This is a genomic window from Desulfuromonas sp. AOP6, assembly GCF_009731355.2.
In the GTDB taxonomy this organism is placed as follows: domain Bacteria; phylum Desulfobacterota; class Desulfuromonadia; order Desulfuromonadales; family SZUA-540; genus SZUA-540.
In genome coordinates this window covers 1,640,829-1,658,111 of record NZ_AP022810.1, presented here as the reverse complement: position 1 = coordinate 1,658,111, position 17,283 = coordinate 1,640,829, and the positions used below count along the sequence as shown (strand labels likewise).

The window sequence follows — 17,283 nt, the reverse complement described above, 5'->3', positions numbered from 1 at the left end:
ACCCCCAAGGCGGCCTCCTGTCTGAACAGGGTTCCGGCTTATGGAGGTTCGGATTTTTCCTTGATTTATCCAAGGGGTCAACGCTAAGATTAATTCCTTGCAGACCACGGCAAATGCTGAAATTTCTTTCAATAGGCGCGACAAAAAGGAGTTTTTTGTGGATACAGTCAACTCTCTTCTCGACTACAGTTGCCGAAAATATTTCAAAAATGTCGCCCTGCGTCACAAGGTGGCTGGAACCTGGCAGGAAACAACCCATGCCCAGTTCCTGGATTTTGGTAACCAGGTAGCTTCAGGTTTGCAGAAAAGCGGCATGAAACCAGGTTTTCATGCCGCGCTACTGGCACCTTCATCCCCTCAGTGGGTCTGTTCTTACCTGGGAATCCTCAAGGCTGGCGGGGTCGCCGTTCCAGTAGACAAAGAACTGAAATCCTCCGAATTAAAGCACATCCTATCCGACTGTGAGGCGAAGCTGATCTTCACTTCCCAGACGTATCTTGACATGCTTCTCGACCTGAAACTGGATCTTCCCCACCTGGAGCAGATCGTCCTCATCGATGCCAGCGCTGACAAGTTCCTGCCCAACCGGGATGTCCTGGTAGCGGTGGACGCACTTGTGCAGGAATGGAGGAAACTGTCCGATGAGTTTAATCTTCCCAGTGACAAGAAGGCTGCGCTTGAGGCGCTGGCCAACCGTGCCCACCAGGCGCTGACCAACATTCCTGCTGAAGAGAATAAACCCTCATCAAAAATTGATATTTTTTCGCCACTGAGCCATATCAAGCAGCACCTTCTCAAAAAAGGGAAACTGCTCACCTTTGATGAACTGCTTGTGGACGCACCTCCCGAGCCCTCGCCTCGCCAGGCTGAAGATACCGCCGTCATTCTGTATACGTCCGGTACGACCGGGCGCTCCAAGGGGGCAATGCTCAGTCATGGCAACATGGTGTCGAATATCCTTTCTCTGCAGACTGCTTTTGCCCTTGACAGCTCCATCCACACGCTCTCTTTTTTACCGATCAATCATGTTTTCGAACAAGTTTGTGGTGTGCTGTTGCCTCTCTCCGTTGGTGGTAAGATCTCCTTCGCGGAGTCCCTCAAAAAACTTGGTGAAAATCTCTCGGAGGTCAAACCCACCTTTTTCCTTGGGGTTCCCGCCGTCTATCGCCTTTTCTATGACCGCATCATCAAGATGGTCGAAGGCAACCCACTCTCAAAAACACTCTTCAGCCTGCCTTTAACCCGAAATGTCGTCGCCAGCAAAGTACGAGCGCGCCTCGGTGGCAACACCATTTTCGTCAGTGGAGGAGCCGCTCTCGATCCGACCATTGCACAGGGATTCAAAAACCTGGGGATTCAAATCTACCAGGGCTATGGCATAACCGAAACGTCTCCCGTCATTTCTCTTGAATCGCCGGGAAAAACACAAATCGGAACGGTTGGGCTACCATTGCAGGGAGTTGATGTGAAAATTCATCAGCCCAATGATGAAGGGGTGGGAGAAATTGTCGTTCGGGGGCCCAACGTAATGAAGGGCTACTTCAAGAACCCATCGGCCACTGACGAGGTTTTACAGGATGGCTGGTATGCAACCGGCGATCTTGGCAGGATTGACGAGAACGGGTATTTGAGCATCTGTGGCCGTGTCAAAAATCTGATTGTCACCCCCAACGGGAAAAACGTCTATCCCGAGGAGGTGGAAAACGAACTTCTGCAAAGTCCCTACATCGCCGAAGTCATGGTCTACGGACACAAGGTAGATGCCAACGCCGAAGAGATTCATGCCAGCATCTTTCCCGATCAGGAGGCGGTGGATAATTATGCCCGCGAAAAAGGCATATCTCCCATGAGTACAGAGCAGGTTGAAAAACTGATTCGGACAGAGGTTCTCGAGTCAGGCAAACGCCTGGCCGATTACAAGAGGGTGAAAAAGTTTACCTTGCGCGAAGACGAGTTCCCCAAGACGACAACACGTAAAATCAAACGCTTCGCAGTGGAAGCTCAAATAGCGGCTACAGAATAATCCGATTTTGATGAACTCATAAACTCATAGAGTCAAACGGCCCGCCAGAAATATCTGACGGGCCGTTTTTTTTTGAACCAACGGTTTTCAGGAACCTCTCATCTAGGGCGCGGCGGCAAGCGATCTTCCCTCTTCCGTGGTTTCGAGCAGAGCCTCCATGTGAAGATGCCTGTCCTTCTGAGGAAGTTCGGCTATTGAGCGGCTCAATGCGTAGAATTTTCGCAAATCACCTCCACTTTGACGCAACAGAGTTTCAAAGGCTGGCACATAGCGCCGATAGGTATCGATAGAAACAAAACGGGCATTGTTGAGGTCTTTTTCGAACCAGCGGTCGTATCCCGGGTAGTCACCCCAGGAACGTTTTAGCTCGCCATAGCGGTGACGCAGGGTTTCAAGTAACTCCTTTTTGCGTTGTCGCTTGGCTTCATCGGAAAGATCAGCGGCATAGAGGCCAACAAGCTCCTGCCGAGTCTGCCCAATTAGAGCCATAAAGTCTTCTTCACGCCGTAACCTGTGCCAGTGGAGTGTTTTCTCCTCTTCGGTGGCATATTTTTCCAGCCAGCGCAGCACCCCTTCCCTTTCCACGGTTTTGGCAAAAGCTTCATTGAACGCGCTATCTCCTTTGACATAAAGGAGCTGATGGGAAAGTTCATGAAAAATGAGAGCCGCCAAGTCGGGAGTGGGATCGTTGGAAAAGGTGTTAAGGAGCGGGTCGTCAAACCAGTTCAAGGTTGAATAGGCTGCCACACCATAGAGGTAAACGTCCTTGCCCTGCCCTTTGAGTTTCCTAGCGTAATGGTCGGCTTTTTCAATGGAGTAATAGCCTCGATAGGAAACGCAGCCGGCAAAAGGAAAGCACCATTGCACGGGAATCAGCGAGAACTCCGGCGCCGCGACAATATTCCAGACCGCATAGGGGCGCTCAAGATCGGCGTAGGAGCGGTAACTGCCGTTCTCCGGAAGAAAGAGTTCATTGCTGGCAAAATCTCGAATGCGCTGACTGACCTCTAGCTGTTTTTTTAATTGGGGGGAACAATCAGGGTCTTTAAGCACTTTTTCGACCGGTTGGCGTTTAGATAGAAGTTGCAGGTGACCCTTGACGCAATGAACCATGTAGGGGATTTCCGTGCACGAAGTAAGCAGCATGACAATCACGGCGGCAAAAGGAAAAAGGATAAGGAAGGAACGCTTTTCCATGGTTTACAATGCCAGTGCCCTGGCCAGGGTGCAGGTCAGCACAGAACCGGCCTCAGCCAGGGTTTGTCCAAAAGACAAAACGCCGTCTTCATGCCCCCCCATGACGATGATGCCGCCTGAACGGACAGTGGCATCCTGATAAAGTCGGGCCACCTCTCCCGCCATGGCTGGCGTGCCATATTCTGCCGCTTCGTCAGTCGCAGGCAGATTCAGGCGGTACCGGTTTTCCCAGATGTCCGGCGAATGGCCGTGAATAACACAGTGAAGTCCCGCGTCCAGCTCGTACAGCATGGCGTGCGTCAAAGCTTCCGAGGAGGGTTTAACCGGGCCCTTTGCTACAACGTGATTTTTTTTGCAATCGTACTCAATAACCCGGGTGTAGTGGTTTCCATCGAGATGTGGCAGATGGCCCGTCTGGGTCCCGCTGATGAGAAAAGAGCGGTGTTGCGCCGGGGCGTCATAGGGTGGCAGGCGTAGACTGATATTGCCAAAACCATAACCGCCGTAGCGTTCAGGTTGCTGCCCGATCAACTGCAACTGGTAGAAAATACGCCTCCAGGCGTTGATTTTACCGATGAACTCCCTGTCGACAGAAGCTCCCGGCTCAAAGGCCAGGTCGAATTTAATGACTCCTTCATTCTGCATGGAGACCTCTTAAATGAAAGCAGGAAAGAAGTTGAAACACGATTTTTCTTCTCAAGATCTTGATAGGTCTATATAATCCGCTCTTCACGTTATTTACTTACATCAAAACCAACAAGGATAGGCAGGATGGAAAGTTTAAAAGGAAAACAAGTTCGTTATTTACGTTCCCTGGGGCATCACCTCAACCCCGTTGTCATGGTCGGCAGAAGTGAGATCAGCGACACCTTGCTCACATCGATCGACCAGGCTCTGAACAGTCATGAACTGATCAAGATCAAAATCCAGGAAGGTTGCGATCTTCCACGCCAGGAAGTCGCCGATATCCTGGCCAATCGCTGCGGAGCGGCCGTCGTCCAGATTCTGGGAAAAACCATTCTTCTCTATCGCCGCAGCGAGGATGCGAAGATCAATCTCCCCTGACCTGCTTCACACCCTTTCGTAGGGTTCGTACAGGCGCTTGTATTCATCGAGAGCCGAACGGTCCGTCATCCCCGCGATATAGTCGCAGATCACCCTCTCCTTACCATGTTCATCGAAACGCTGCTGCAACTTTTGGGGCAGCAGCGTAGGATTATCCTGGTAGCTGCTAAAAAGCAGTGACACAAAACGCTCTGCTTTAATACGCATGCGTTCGACCTTGTAATGCCGGTACAACTGGCGGTACAGGAAAGATTTGAGCTGTTTGTTCTTTCGAGCTGTTTCCGCACTGAGCCTGACCAGATAATCCGGATGAGAACGTACCGCCTCCAGGCTGCCGATATGATTGTGCCTGATATTTTCATTGGTTGTCTGCACCAGATCATCGATGAGATATCCAATCAGGTGACTGATCGTCTGGTAAGCAAGACGTTCTCCTCGAAGACTGGGGTACTTACGGGAAACCAGAGCGGACATGTCCTGCCAGATCTCTAGGGAATCCAGCTCCTCAAGGGTGATGTAGCCGGCCTTGAGGCCGTCGTCGATATCGTGATTATTGTAGGCGATTTCATCGGCCAGATCGATAATCTGAGCCTCGAGAGTCGGTCGTTTGTCAGGTTCGTAATCGTCATCCTCTGGGTGTCCGGGGTGATCGTACTGGGACGAGTGCTTGATGATGCCCTCGCGGGTTTCCCACGCCAGATTCAAGCCGTCAAATCCGGGGTATCTTTCTTCCAACAGTTCGACAATGCGCAGGGACTGCCTGTTGTGTTCGAAACCACCATGGTCAGCCATCAACCGGTTTAACACCACTTCTCCCGTATGCCCGAAAGGAGTATGACCAAGGTCATGGGCGAGAGCCAGTGCCTCCACCAGATCTTCGTTCAGGTTCAGGCGGCGGGAGATGCCCCGGCCAATCTGGGCTACCTCTAGAGAATGGGTCAAACGGGTTCGGTAATAATCCCCTTCGTGGTTAACAAAAACCTGTGTCTTGTATTCAAGGCGACGAAAAGCGGCGCAGTGAATGATACGATCGCGGTCCCGCTCAAAAACAGGTCTGGAATCCTTGTAAGGCTCTTGGTATTTGCGACCACGGCTGGCCGTGCTTCGGGCTGCATAGGGAGCGAACAGGTTGTCATTATTCATAGGAAGACCCTTGGAATATTTCACAATACACTTCTGTTGACATTAAACCCTCCCGCGAGCAGGGTTGTCAAGGGATGGGAATCATTGGCCTTGACCTCGGTCCGGCCCCATGCTAGAAAATCGAACGGTGTTTTTGACCTCTTATGGAGAGGCTCCATTTGGAAAGGCGAATTTTTTAAGTGCGCGTAATAGGCGGAACAGCAAGAGGAAAAAAACTGGCCTCCTTCACGGGAGGAACCATCCGACCAACGCCAGACCGGGTTCGGGAAGCTGTTTTCAGTAGCCTGTTCAGCCGCCTTGGGTCCTGGCAGGGGAAGACGGTTCTTGACCTTTTTGCCGGTAGCGGCGCCATGGGAATTGAGGCGCTGAGCCGCGGCGCCGACAGGGCCATTTTTATTGATCAGGGAGCGCAGTCGGCGAAGGTGATTCAAGACAACCTTCAAGCCTGCGGATTCAAATCCCGCAGCCGCCTGATTCACCTGGATGTTTTCAAGGCCCTGGACATGCTCGCTGATTCAGCGCCTTTCGATGTGATTTTCCTTGATCCTCCCTATGGGCAAGACCTTGTCAATCGTACAATGGAGAGGCTGTCCGTATTGAACTGTTTATCTCCTCAGGGTATTATTTGCGCTGAGGGCGCCAAAACCGATGAAGTCTCGGAACATTTCGGCTCTTTATCCAAGGTTCAGGAACGAACCTATGGCGCAACATCCATTTACTTTTTTGCTCATCTGCCTGAATAAGGTCCCATTGCCATGCCAAATCCCATTGCTATTTATCCCGGCTCCTTCGACCCGATCACCAATGGCCACCTTGATATTATCTCCCGTGGTCTACAGGTTTTCGACCGTCTCATTGTCGCCGTAGCCAGAAATTCGGAGAAAAACGCCCTTTTTACGATTAATGAGCGTGTCGACATGATCCGGAAGACAGTAGGTGATAATCCACGGCTGGAGATAGACACGTTCGAGGGGTTGCTGGTCGATTACGCGATCAACCGGGGAGCCAAAGTTATTCTGCGTGGACTGCGCGCCGTCTCCGACTTTGAGTATGAGTTTCAGATTGCCCAGATGAATCACACCGTTCAGAAAGAAGTCGAGACCCTATTTATGATGACTTCGGTTCCCTATGGCTATCTGAGTTCATCGATTGTAAAGGAAGTCGCCTCACTCAACGGACCGATCGACACCTTTGTGCCAGCAGCAGTCAAGCAGGCGCTTGAAGAAAAATTCAGCAAAAAGTAACGGGCGCGTACCCAGAAAGGGACGGAATGATCACAAAGGAAATGACCATCGAGCAAATACTGCGTGAATATCCTGAAACACTTGCGGTTTTCAAACGCTTCGGGCTGGACTGTCATACCTGTCAGATTGCTTCTCTAGAATCCGTCGAATCGGGTGCCGAAGTCCATCAAGTTGACACAGACACCCTGGTGAGAGAGCTGAACAGCGCTATCGGGAAATAACCCTCATCGTCCCTTATCTTCCAGTAGATCGACGACCCGTTCCAGGGCATCGACCACCAGCTTTTCAATTTTGGCCCCTTTTTCCGCCGAAGCTTTGCCCGGATCACCCCAGACCCCGCCAGGCCAGTATCGTTGCTTGTTCCGCACCAAAATGCCCGTGGGAAAGCTCGGATACTCACGTATGCCCTCCCCTTTAACCAGATGCGGATATGAGTGCAGCATGCGTGAAGTTTCTATTTCGCCGGCGTGGGAATCATCAGGTGTCTCGATGATCTCTCGCCCTTCTCCGGCTGCCAGCATGTACTCGGTAAGTACGGCTATTTCAAGATCGGCAAACCGTTCAAGCAACTCCTCCCCTGCATCGATAAGGGCCGAGGTGTGCGTTCCTCCGGCATGCCCCGTAAGCAGGATGAAATACCGCAGCCCCTGCCGGTATAGAGATGTGACGATGTCGATAGCAAGGGCTTTGAGCGTCGAGGTGCGGATGCTCACCGTGCCGGGGTGGTTGGCCGTTGAGCGGCAGACCCCATAGTGGACCGGAGGCGCGACAAAGAGCGCTCTTCTTTGCGCAAGACGACAACAGACATCATAAGCCTGTAACGTATCCGTGGACAGAGGCAAATGACTGCCATGCTCTTCTGTAGAACCAAAAGGAATCAAAACGGTCCGTGTTTTTTGGAGACCTTCGGCGAACTCATTCATTGTCATCTGTTCGAGTATCATGCGCGTCTTTCTTGGGCCGGAATCGGAAAACTACAGAACAGAGATAAAGCGGTGGGTTTGGGGAATAATGCGCACATCACTATGGATAAGAGCAGCACGGGCCTGCATGTCGAGCAACGTCCGACCCGTCAGAGAAATTCGTTCCTCTTCCGTCCGTGGCTGCAGGATCAAAGGCAGAGCCGGCGCGCATTCCTCTACAAGACGGGCGGCCTGCATGATCTCCTCCATAGGGGTCTCCTCCCCAACGACGGCCTTCACCTGACCTTTGTGATGGGCCATCAGCCCGAGGAAATCGCCATGGAGATCCCACGGGGTTTCAGCGCCCGTCATGGAAGCCAGCTTGATATCCATAGAGACCCATTCAATAAAGGGGAGCAGTGGTTGCAGACTGGCGGGCAAGGTGCCATTCGTTTCAAGAAAAAGCGGACAGATGTCACGCAGAACCGGCAGCCATTCCCTGAGTACATCGCTGTGCAGCAAAGGCTCGCCCCCCGTGAGGCTGATAGAGTGGTGAACGCCGGGCAACAGCTGGACCCAATGCGACAGAATACCGGCTAGAACTTCCAGGGAAACGGGGTTGGGAAGATTACGGAATATCCCGGAGCCAGGCGCCTCTTCCCCTCGACAGGATTCAGGAGAAGAAAAATCCGTGTCGCAATAGGCGCAATTGAGATTGCAGCCAGGAAAGCGAACGAAAATCTGGCGTTTGCCGACGAGAATGCCCTCGCCCTGAATCGAGCTGAACAGTTCAACCAGCGGGGTTTCAGTCCTTGGAATATGTAGCACAGGCATTGTCGGATTCCCAGACGGTGACCTTGTCAACCTGGACATTGTTGCTGTTCAAAACCTTGCCTAACTCTTCGAACAGGAAGCAGGAGATATTTTCCGAAGAAGGGCTCAGATTAATAAACGGGGCCAATTCGTTGAGATATTTGTGGTCGAGGGTTCCCAATACCTTTTTGGTTTCCTTTTTCAGGATTTTGAAATCGATTCCCAGTCCGGCCTTATCCAATTCTTTGGCCGCGACAGTCACCTCAACCTTCCAGTTGTGTCCGTGCAGATTTTCGCAATCCCCCTGATAATGCATAAGATTATGGGCGGCGGAAAAATGAGTGAAAATGGTCAGGCGATACATAAATACTCCCTTATGAATCAGTTGTTATCGTTCGGAAATTCAAGCAGATTGTCCGGCTCCATAAGTTTCTGGCCGGGCACCTTGTACTCTTCCTGGGCCCATCGGCCAAGGTCGACCAGTTGGCACTTCTGTGAGCAGAAAGGTCTGAAAGGATTATCCTGCCACGGGGTCTCCTGCCGGCAACGCGGGCATCGAATTGTTCGGCGATCCGTCATGCGTGGGTTCTCCATCCGGTGTGTATAAAGTTGCATTAGGTGGAATGTAGCACAGAGGGGAAAATGCCTCAACGGTACTAGTGAAAATAGAAAAAAGCCCTGGATGCCAGCGCAGCCAGGGCCTCTTGGTTTTTAATGGAGCGGGAAACGGGATTCGAACCCGCGACCTTCAGCTTGGGAAGCTGACACTCTACCACTGAGTTATTCCCGCATAGGTGTGGCATTCTATGAATGATCCGCTGGTTTGTCAATAATTTTTTCCACATATAATTTCAGGTAGTTATGCGCATCATGAACGTTTCGAACCCGCCCTTCTATCTCTTCAATTCGTAAGGAGGCCAAAGCCTCTCCCACAAGGACTCCCTGGGCAAGACCAAGGCTGGAACCATCCACCAGGTCGGGTACTCGTCCGTTGCGCGCATGGATTTGGTAAGCGGCCATGACGGCACGAACTTTACGGGGAAACTCCTCTGAGGGTTCTCGTATGGAGGCGAGGTACAGAAGACTCAGGAGAGGATCCGGCCCAAGTTGATCAACCCAGAGAGCGAGACCTCTTTCCGTTGTTTCCATGAGTAACAGTTTATTTCCATCTTCAGGCTTCAGGGCGACCAGATTCATCAGGAGAGATTCAACCCGTCGGCTAAATTTCAATTTTCGCGGCAAATCGCTATGTCTTGCCAACAGGCCGCTGCCAGAAAGAAAAGCCGCCAGACGGAGGATAGCTATCGTGGGAAAACCATCAAACCATGACTCAGCTGGGACGACCCCGTTATGCTTTAATCGATCCAGATGCTGGGACACCATCTGGACCTGCTGAATTCCGGCGGCAATCGCTTGAGGACCGTCCGGTTCTCCAAACAGGGCTTGGAAAAGGCCAAGATGCTTCATCAGGGGAAGGGAACGGGTGCCGTCGTCGGCCGTGAATATTTGAGCAAGTTCACTGCCTATCCTTTCAGGGGCAACTCGAGATAATGCAGAGACAGAGTCTTTCATCAGTGTGAGGGTGTCAGGTTCAATATCTAAATTCAAAACGCGGGCAAGCCGCACTCCCCTCAAAACGCGCAAGGGATCATCCTCAAACACCCTGTGGCAGCAAGCTCGCAAGACGGAGCGTTCCAAGTCCACCTGCCCCCCGAGAGGATCAATGATGTGAGGTGACCGGTCAAAACCGGCAAGGTCGAGGGCGATAGCGTTGATGGTGAAATCTCTAAGAGACAAATCTTCATTCAGAGAGGAAGCCCTTAATGGCGCAAAGTCATAGGTATAGGTGAATCCCTCTTTTTTAAGGATTACCCGGCTCTGGTGTCTTTGCGTATCGAGGGAAAACCAGTGGCCACCGATGGTTGTCGCGAAGGCTCGCGCCAGGTCGGTTGGATCGAAAGAGGTAACAAAGTCAAAATCGGTGCTGGGTCGACCCAGGAGGAAGTCACGTAAAGCGCCTCCCACCAGATGGCAGGACTGCCCGGGTTTAAGATGAGTTAAGAGATGAGGCAGGATGAGAACTTTATGGAGCAGTCGCCTGAGTTCCGTCATGGCAGCTAAAAGGGCCCGCCGAAGCGGGCCCTCCCTGATAGAAAAGCCTTGGGCTGATCAGGCCAGGTCGAGAACTGCCTGATGGATGAGGTCGAAGAGTTCCTGAATATTTTCTTCGGCGATACAGGAGAAGGCGATACGCAGGTCTGTTTTACCAATGGAGATCGCCCCTACCCCGTATTTATCAAGAAGATGCACGCGCAGCTTTTCGGCATCGACCGTTTTGAGCTTCAGGCACATGAAGTAACCGGAGTTGAATGGGTAGTACTCCCATTCCTTGTCGTATTTGCCGCTGTCGAGCACTTCCTTGGTTTTGAGTGCGCGCCCTTTCATGATCTGAAACTTCTCTTCCTTCTGAGCCAGAAATTGTGGTGAGCGAAGGGCCTCAATGACGAAAGTCTGGGAAGGATGGGGGCAGTTGGATATCTTGGCGCGGATGATACCCATGGTTTTCTTTTCCAGGGCAGTGATGACCTGGGGATTGTCGTAGCTGTTGCCATCGGCAAAGGTGACGAAACCAGTGCGGAAACCCCACACAAATTCTTCCTTGGTGGCCCCGTCAAGCTTGATGGCCAGTATGCGGGGATGCAGGTTGGCCAGTTTTCCGAAAAGGGACTCTTTAATGGAATCTTCATAGAAGAGACCGAAATAAGCGTCATCGGTGACGACCACGATGTTACAGCCTTCTTCGGCCACCTCTTTAATGGCGGCGACAATAGCGTCCCCTTCGGCAACTGTCGGGGTGTAGCCGCTGGGGTTATTGGGGAAGTTCAGAATAACGACAGCCTTCCCTTTTTCGGCAGCGCTGTTTTTGAGTACGGCCTTGAAGGCATCGACATCATAGCCACCGGCTGTGGTGAAGGTCGGGAATTTTTTGACAATACCGCCGTTGCAGGTTCCAAAGGTCAGATTGTAGTTGCCCCAAAGCATGTCAGGCAGCACCAGGTGGTCACCGGCGCCGACAAACATGTCCCCGACAATGGAAAGACCGTGCGTCAGGGCATTGGTAACGATGGGGTTGCTGATATGTTTGCCGGCCATGCTCGGGTTTTCGCGCAGCATCTTTTCTTTCCAGAGCGCGCGAAGTTCCGGTTTGCCGGCGGGCGGTGCATAGGGATAGATATCCTTGGGGTCGAAGGCCGACAGCTTGTCCTGGATGCATTGCAGGAACATGGGACCACCCTTTTCGGTGGCAATCCCGATGGTGGCGTTATATTTATGGGCCTTGTCCTTGGCTTCTGCGGATTGGGTCAGAATACCTTTGGGGAAGAAAAGGTTTTTCCCCAAATCGGAAAGCATTTCCAGAACATGGGGATTGTGTTGGGCAAGCAGGTCGTTCAGTTCAGCAGCCAATGGATTCATGATGTCCTCCGCAAAGGGTGAAGAATGTTCGCCGGATCCGGCGCCAGTAAGAACAGCCTGTTATTTAAGCAACTTAATCATACGTTTGTCAATGATATTTCCTGACACCCATTTTTCAATCCAAGGGCGCGAACACCTATCAGCCATTGAAGAATGGGTGTCACCGTGCTAGCTTTTACGGAATAATCCGTCAAGGGGAACCTATGCTCTTCGTCAACATCATTCTTCCTGTCTTTATTTTGATTTTCTGCGGCTACATGGCCGAGAAAAAGATCGGTCTCGATTTTAGAACGCTGACCGACTGTTCTCTTTATATTTTTTCACCAGCCCTCGTCTTCTCTTCGCTCATTCGCCAGAATCTGCAACTGACGTTGACTCTCGATATTTTTTTCTTCATGGTTCTCTATACCCTGGCCCTCTATCTGTTAGTGCGGTTTGTCGCGGCGGCAACCTCGATGCCTCAGGAAAAGAGCGGCGCTCTCGTTTTGACGACTGTCGTCATGAACGTAGGTAATTTTGGGCTTCCTCTTGCTTATTTTGCTTTTGGAGAACAGGGACTCAATGTTTCCGTACTGACTTTCGTCCTGTTCAATATCCCTTTGTCCACTCTGGCCATTGTGGTCGCCCAGGGTGGAAAAGTTCCTCTCGGAAAAGCCCTGGTCAACACTTTCAAAATTCCCATCTTTCATGCGGTGGCCCTGGCCTTTCTTTTTAAGGCAGTGGACCTTTCCGTCCCCTTTTTCCTGCTGCGCGCCATCGAACTTCTGGGTGATGCGGCCATCCCTCTGATGCTCCTGCTTTTGGGGATGCAGCTGGCCAGAACCAAATTGGAAGCCCAGTGGAGTTTTTTGTCTCTGGCCACCCTTATCCGCCTGGGAATAGCACCTCTGGTTGCTTGGGCAATCGCGACCCTGCTCGACATGTCCGGGACAACCAGAAATGTCATCATTCTTCAGACCAGCACGCCCTCAGCCATTCTGCCTTTGCTGTACTCTCTCCGCTTCGGCATGCGGCCCGACTTGGTCGCAGGCACCATCTTGGTCACGACCCTGCTAAGCGCCGCGACTCTGACTACTATTCTTTATTTGTTGCAGGGATAGGACTACAGATGATCTTAAGGAATCAACGAATGACACGTGTGGCGAGGGTTAAAGCCTGAAAAGGAATTTTAAGGCCAAGTTCTCGGGCTACGTTCAGATTAATAACCAGGGCGACCTTACGTGGAGTGCGGACAGGTAGTTCGCCCGGTTTTTTACCTGACAGTATTTCAGAAACATAGCCGGCGATCCCGTTACCCTGCTCAAAAGGATCGGCCTCAAGGGTCATCAGGGCGCCCATATCACAAAAGCCGTGGATCTGGGAAATAACTGGTATTCCGTTCTTTTGGGAAAAGTCCATGATTTTTGCGGCGGACATTTCCAAAACAGCGCTTTCCGCTACAAAAAGAGAATCGATGTGGGGAGACAGGGTCTGAAGCTCTTTCCAGAGATCACCAGGTCCATTGACTTCCGCCGGCAATACCGTAATCCCCTTTTTCTCGGCAATCTCCACCAGTTTATTTTTCTGGTAGATCGACGCCTGATCTTCAGGGGAAAAAAGAACGCCGATTTTACGCACATCCTTGGATAAATAATAGGCGTGCAACAGGGTCTCAAGGGGCGTTTGTCCTGCCATTCCCGTAAGATTCCCTCCCGGCCTGCCAATATCGGCAATAATCCCCAGAGCGACGGGATCATATACCTCTGCAAAAACAATCGGTATATTTCTTCCCTCACTTTTACCGGCCAGTGTCGCAGGCGCACCATAAGTAACAATAACGTCGGCCCCGATGCCGACGGCTTTGCGGATACTGTTTATCCAGGACATGACATCCGGATTGGGCCGCTGTACATAGACTGTCACCTTGCCTCTATCCTGCGTCAGTTCTTCCAACTTGTGGATAAAAGCCTCGTGGGCAAGCTGGTATCTGGGAAGGTCGCCGGTAATCACCACGGCCACCAGGGCGTCTTTTTTACACCAACCGACAACGGGTATGAGGATCAGCAGGCAGGCTGCCACCAAAGGAATCAAAATACGAGGATGTCGAAAAAAACGGATCAAAGGGACACCATTACACATCATCTAAAGGAAAGCGCCTACCAGGCCCTCGACAGAGAAAGCAGATAACTCTGGACTATGCCATCAAGAACCGCACCTTCCAGGTCTTCATAGCGATCAAAGGTGTAACGGGCGGAACATTTCCACTCATCCTTGAATTTCCAGTCAACACCCACCTTGTACGCCGTCTGAAAAATATGCAATTCGCTCAGTTGCCGGAGGGTGGACGAGTCGACCCCCGTGGTGCCGATACCATAATAATCGAGAGGCTGATAGGCAAAACTGGGATCAAAACGACTGGCGGAACGGGTCAGGCGGGCTTCGCCCTGTAGGGAAACCTGTTCGTTTATATGCCAGGCAGAGGATAGCTCCGCGGTGTGGACGGTCTGCTCGAACTCGGCATTTTCATCCAGAATGACATAGTCGGAATAATGATCATTTCCGAAAAGCAGTCCCTGTTCCGTACGACTATGCAGATATCCATAACGGATATTGACCTGTAAACCCTTTCTGGGGACAACCCAGAAACCGGCGGTCGCATTTTCTGAGGCAAGCTGCCGAGATATCTGATACCTGTTGAGGGTTGTCGAATCGTGAAAAAGGGTTCGTTCAATGCGATTGTTCTCCTCCCGAATGACAAGAACGTTGGCTGTCATGCCCGCTCGGTCGGTCAAGGTCAAGGTGGTGCCAGCGAAGCCATGGTGACCATTTTTCAAGGACGTGCCGTAAGAAGGGTCATCCGAAGTGAGAAATTTATAAGAAAGATTGAGTCTGAATTTTGGTGTACCCAGTGGACGGGCGATGAGGCTGACTTTATAGGAGGATTTATTCTCTTTTTCAGGCAGATGCCAAAAAGGATCGTTGTATTCGTCAAGCATTGGCCCGGTCGTGGTGCGTTCAACTTCTTCCCGTTCCAAATCGCCCTGAATCGTCAATCGGTAATTGGGTCGATAGGAAAGCCGTGATCCGTAGTGGGCGCGCTTGACATCCATGCTGTCTCGAACGGGGATGGAAGCGTCTGGCAGCCCACTTACCGTGATGAAGTCCGAATTCTGCGTGTCCATATCGAGCATTCGATAACGCAGTGTGAGGGTCCACTTGCTGGAAGGGGTCAGTGTAAAGTCTCCCGCCGCCTTCCAATAGTCACTTTTGGACTTAACGAAATCCACATCACTTACCTTGGACCCACTTTCCATTTCGCCCACGCTGACCATACCACCAGCCGTCAGGCCGCCAGAAAGAGAGGTATGAAGGCTGAGGGAATGGGCGATGTGGCGCGACTCAGGGACCGCATCGTGCTCGTATTCGCCCGCATGACGATAGAGAGTGTCCGGATCTGTGTGAGTGTCGATAAGCTCCCCGAAGGGGTCCGAAAGAGCACGGCTTTTATTGCGCAACTCACGATAAAAACCGGAATAGCTGACGTCGACCCGCCCCAGATGTGCATCCAGACCTCCTCTGATTTCTTCGGTGATCTGGTTTACCCTTTCAGTTTTTGACTGCAGGTGGCAGGAATTGCAATCCGCGCTTTGCGCACTGCCTTCATCCACAAAACATCCCTGCCGGGTTCCCTGACGCTGCAACCGCCAGTAGGCGAGATTGAAGTGAGCCGGGAATTCAGGGAGCCTGGCCCGCAAACTCACTTCATCCCTTTTGACCTCTATCGCGTACACTTCTCCGGGGTTATGGTCGGTGAATTTGACCAGGGGTTCTACCTGCAGAGGAAGGAGCGCATCATCAATACCAGGAAAGTGCTCAAGCTGATGATTGAAGGTCGCGCTGGTCGCGTGGAGACGGAACAGACCCCGATAATCAAAATCCACTTCGGCGTTGTAGTCCGTTTGGTCAAAGTAGTCTGCTTCAAAACGGAACCGTTGGGTCGCTTTGAGGTCCTTCAAGACGATTCCGGCGACCGTGCCTGATTCGAGGAAACTGTATTCTCCTGCTCGTTGTGTGTTTTTCTGTGAGTCCACCACGCGATACCCCAAGGAAAACGCACTCTCCAGAATCCGTGGATCCGGGTCCTGGCAATCCATTTCAGAAAAGACCGGAGAAAGCGTCCCCGCGGCCACAAGAGCAACAATCTGCAATAGAAAATGGATTCTCGTTTTATTCACTGAAATTTCCTCCTGCCATCACTCTTGGCGATCAGCGGGCAATGAACGTACCCCTGCCTTTGGACGATGGAATATCCGTTCCGTGAATGGACGAGTGGCAGCTGGTGCAGCGTGAGTAAAAGGCCCCTTTCAACGTGTCACTGGCCAAAGCAGGATGCGAATAGTCCTGATGGCCGGCATGACATTGAAGGCAGAGAAAGGGTTCAGACGTTCTCAGCAGGCTGTTGTTGGCCGAACCATGGTGGGAGTGGCAGGTAAGACAATTATCGGACAGGTCGGCATGTTCATAGACAAAAGGGCCCTGCTTGTCCATATGGCAACGAGTGCACATTTCTTTGACGGTGAGTCCCTTGAGATCATGCTTTTGTGAGGAACCGTGAGGCTCGTGGCAGTCAATACAGGCCATTTTTTGTTCGCGCACGGGATGACGTGAAAACTGGGCAAACTCCATACGTGTATTGATGTGACAGGAATAACACATCTCATCCATCTCCTGCCGACGCACCTTCTGCTGTGGCCCCTGATGCAGCTTGTGGCAGTCAAAACAACTGACATCACTGCTGGCATGGCTGCTCCCATTCCAGAAATGGAGGTTGGGGGTTGACGCCGCCGAATGACATTTGAGGCAGATAAGAGACTGGGCTTGAGAAGGAAGCTCCTCCAACTGCAGAAGTGTTTTGAAATCGCATTTTTCATTTTGTTTGGCGTTCAAGATGGCCAGGCTGCCTGGTCCGTGGCAGGACTCGCAGTTGACCAGAGGCAGACCGGTTTCGGCAGAAATCTGCTCCCCATGAACAGACATTTGAAAATCACGGCGGATCTCGTCATGCTTATGGCATTGGGCGAGACAGTTGGCATCGCCAACATAATCCGCGTCAAGACGTCCGACGATCAGCTGCTCATATTCGCGAACGGGCAAAATGGGATGGTCGGCCCGCAGAGCAGGTAGATCGCTACAGGCGTACAAAAAACCAAGGGCTATCAGCAAAAAGATAATTCTGATCAAGGCATTCCCCCTTGAAAGAAACAAAAAAACTCACGGAAACTTTAACATTGGCCAAGCCTCTGTCATGCAAAAAGTATGAAATATTTCAATAGATTCATAAACTAACTGCGGGAAGGGCGAAAAAACTACAGTCTGCCATTGATTTATTGTCGTTAGAAAGAAGTAGAAGGGGAAATACTTTGTTAAGCGTCTGGAGAAATTA

General features: G+C 51.5%; 18 protein-coding genes and 1 tRNA gene. 6 read left to right on the top strand and 13 right to left on the bottom strand.

Annotated features, from left to right (window positions below; all coding sequences use genetic code 11):
* Positions 1-157 precede the first annotated feature (157 nt).
* Complete coding sequence (locus AOP6_RS07770; protein ID WP_155876184.1) at positions 158-2,023, top strand: AMP-binding protein; 1,866 nt, start codon at positions 158-160, stop codon at positions 2,021-2,023.
* A gap of 102 nt (positions 2,024-2,125) precedes the next feature.
* On the opposite strand, the gene AOP6_RS07765 is transcribed toward AOP6_RS07770, so the two are convergent.
* Together AOP6_RS07765 and AOP6_RS07760 are read right to left on the bottom strand one after the other, a co-directional pair.
* Entirely contained in the window at positions 2,126-3,220 is a 1,095-nt protein-coding gene (locus AOP6_RS07765) for an aminopeptidase (RefSeq protein ID WP_155876183.1), read from the bottom strand.
* Between the two features lie 3 nt (positions 3,221-3,223).
* On the bottom strand, positions 3,224-3,865 hold the full coding sequence (locus tag AOP6_RS07760; RefSeq protein WP_155876182.1) for a class II aldolase/adducin family protein: 642 nt from the start codon (positions 3,863-3,865) through the stop codon (positions 3,224-3,226).
* A 126-nt stretch (positions 3,866-3,991) separates the two neighbouring features.
* Between AOP6_RS07760 and yhbY the strand changes: the two genes are divergently transcribed.
* Entirely contained in the window at positions 3,992-4,285 is a 294-nt protein-coding gene (gene yhbY, locus AOP6_RS07755; RefSeq protein WP_155876181.1) for a ribosome assembly RNA-binding protein YhbY, read from the top strand.
* Between the two features lie 6 nt (positions 4,286-4,291).
* Here yhbY and AOP6_RS07750 read toward each other — a convergent pair whose 3' ends face one another.
* A complete protein-coding gene (locus tag AOP6_RS07750) occupies positions 4,292-5,428 on the bottom strand; it encodes a deoxyguanosinetriphosphate triphosphohydrolase (protein ID WP_155876180.1) in 1,137 nt (378 codons plus the stop codon).
* A 179-nt stretch (positions 5,429-5,607) separates the two neighbouring features.
* Here AOP6_RS07750 and rsmD point away from each other — a divergent pair, with 179 nt between their 5' ends.
* From rsmD to AOP6_RS07735, 3 genes are read left to right on the top strand one after another with little or no spacing between them, the layout of a single operon-like run.
* Positions 5,608-6,171: a 16S rRNA (guanine(966)-N(2))-methyltransferase RsmD gene (gene rsmD / locus AOP6_RS07745; RefSeq protein WP_155876179.1), complete on the top strand. Its 564-nt coding sequence runs from the start codon at positions 5,608-5,610 to the stop codon at positions 6,169-6,171.
* 12 nt (positions 6,172-6,183) lie between these two features.
* Positions 6,184-6,672 carry a pantetheine-phosphate adenylyltransferase gene (gene coaD / locus AOP6_RS07740; RefSeq protein ID WP_155876178.1) on the top strand — a complete coding sequence of 163 codons (489 nt, stop codon included), beginning with the start codon at positions 6,184-6,186 and terminating at the stop codon, positions 6,670-6,672.
* Between the two features lie 26 nt (positions 6,673-6,698).
* Complete coding sequence (locus AOP6_RS07735; RefSeq protein WP_155876177.1) at positions 6,699-6,893, top strand: DUF1858 domain-containing protein; 195 nt, start codon at positions 6,699-6,701, stop codon at positions 6,891-6,893.
* A 3-nt stretch (positions 6,894-6,896) separates the two neighbouring features.
* On the opposite strand, the gene AOP6_RS07730 is transcribed toward AOP6_RS07735, so the two are convergent.
* From AOP6_RS07730 to AOP6_RS07700, 7 genes are all read right to left on the bottom strand, one after another.
* Positions 6,897-7,616 (bottom strand): creatininase family protein, encoded by a 720-nt coding sequence (locus AOP6_RS07730; protein ID WP_155876176.1) that lies wholly within the window; start codon positions 7,614-7,616, stop codon positions 6,897-6,899.
* Between the two features lie 30 nt (positions 7,617-7,646).
* Positions 7,647-8,408 (bottom strand): 7-carboxy-7-deazaguanine synthase QueE, encoded by a 762-nt coding sequence (locus tag AOP6_RS07725; RefSeq protein WP_213194516.1) that lies wholly within the window; start codon positions 8,406-8,408, stop codon positions 7,647-7,649.
* Complete coding sequence (gene queD, locus AOP6_RS07720) at positions 8,380-8,751, bottom strand: 6-carboxytetrahydropterin synthase QueD (RefSeq protein ID WP_155876174.1); 372 nt, start codon at positions 8,749-8,751, stop codon at positions 8,380-8,382. Before queD ends, AOP6_RS07725 begins: the two co-directional genes overlap by 29 nt.
* A gap of 17 nt (positions 8,752-8,768) precedes the next feature.
* A complete protein-coding gene (locus AOP6_RS07715) occupies positions 8,769-8,966 on the bottom strand; it encodes a DNA gyrase inhibitor YacG (RefSeq protein ID WP_155876173.1) in 198 nt (65 codons plus the stop codon).
* Positions 8,967-9,102: 136 nt separating this feature from the next.
* A tRNA-Gly gene (locus tag AOP6_RS07710) sits at positions 9,103-9,177 on the bottom strand.
* 14 nt (positions 9,178-9,191) lie between these two features.
* Positions 9,192-10,412 carry a CCA tRNA nucleotidyltransferase gene (locus AOP6_RS07705; RefSeq protein WP_213194515.1) on the bottom strand — a complete coding sequence of 407 codons (1,221 nt, stop codon included), beginning with the start codon at positions 10,410-10,412 and terminating at the stop codon, positions 9,192-9,194.
* A gap of 144 nt (positions 10,413-10,556) precedes the next feature.
* A complete protein-coding gene (locus tag AOP6_RS07700; protein WP_155876171.1) occupies positions 10,557-11,861 on the bottom strand; it encodes an aminotransferase class I/II-fold pyridoxal phosphate-dependent enzyme in 1,305 nt (434 codons plus the stop codon).
* 203 nt (positions 11,862-12,064) lie between these two features.
* Between AOP6_RS07700 and AOP6_RS07695 the strand changes: the two genes are divergently transcribed.
* Positions 12,065-12,961, top strand: a complete 897-nt coding sequence (locus AOP6_RS07695) for an AEC family transporter (RefSeq protein WP_155876170.1) — start codon at positions 12,065-12,067, stop codon at positions 12,959-12,961.
* Positions 12,962-12,983: 22 nt separating this feature from the next.
* On the opposite strand, the gene AOP6_RS07690 is transcribed toward AOP6_RS07695, so the two are convergent.
* The 3 genes from AOP6_RS07690 to AOP6_RS07680 are packed head-to-tail and all read right to left on the bottom strand — an operon-like array spanning position 12,984 to position 17,072.
* The gene (locus tag AOP6_RS07690; RefSeq protein WP_155876169.1) at positions 12,984-13,982 is read right to left on the bottom strand and encodes an ABC transporter substrate-binding protein; all 999 of its coding nucleotides are present in this window, start codon (positions 13,980-13,982) and stop codon (positions 12,984-12,986) included.
* A 14-nt stretch (positions 13,983-13,996) separates the two neighbouring features.
* Complete coding sequence (locus tag AOP6_RS07685) at positions 13,997-16,075, bottom strand: MtrB/PioB family outer membrane beta-barrel protein (RefSeq protein WP_155876168.1); 2,079 nt, start codon at positions 16,073-16,075, stop codon at positions 13,997-13,999.
* A gap of 31 nt (positions 16,076-16,106) precedes the next feature.
* On the bottom strand, positions 16,107-17,072 hold the full coding sequence (locus tag AOP6_RS07680) for a DmsE family decaheme c-type cytochrome (protein ID WP_225897380.1): 966 nt from the start codon (positions 17,070-17,072) through the stop codon (positions 16,107-16,109).
* Between the last annotated feature and the right edge of the window lie 211 nt (positions 17,073-17,283).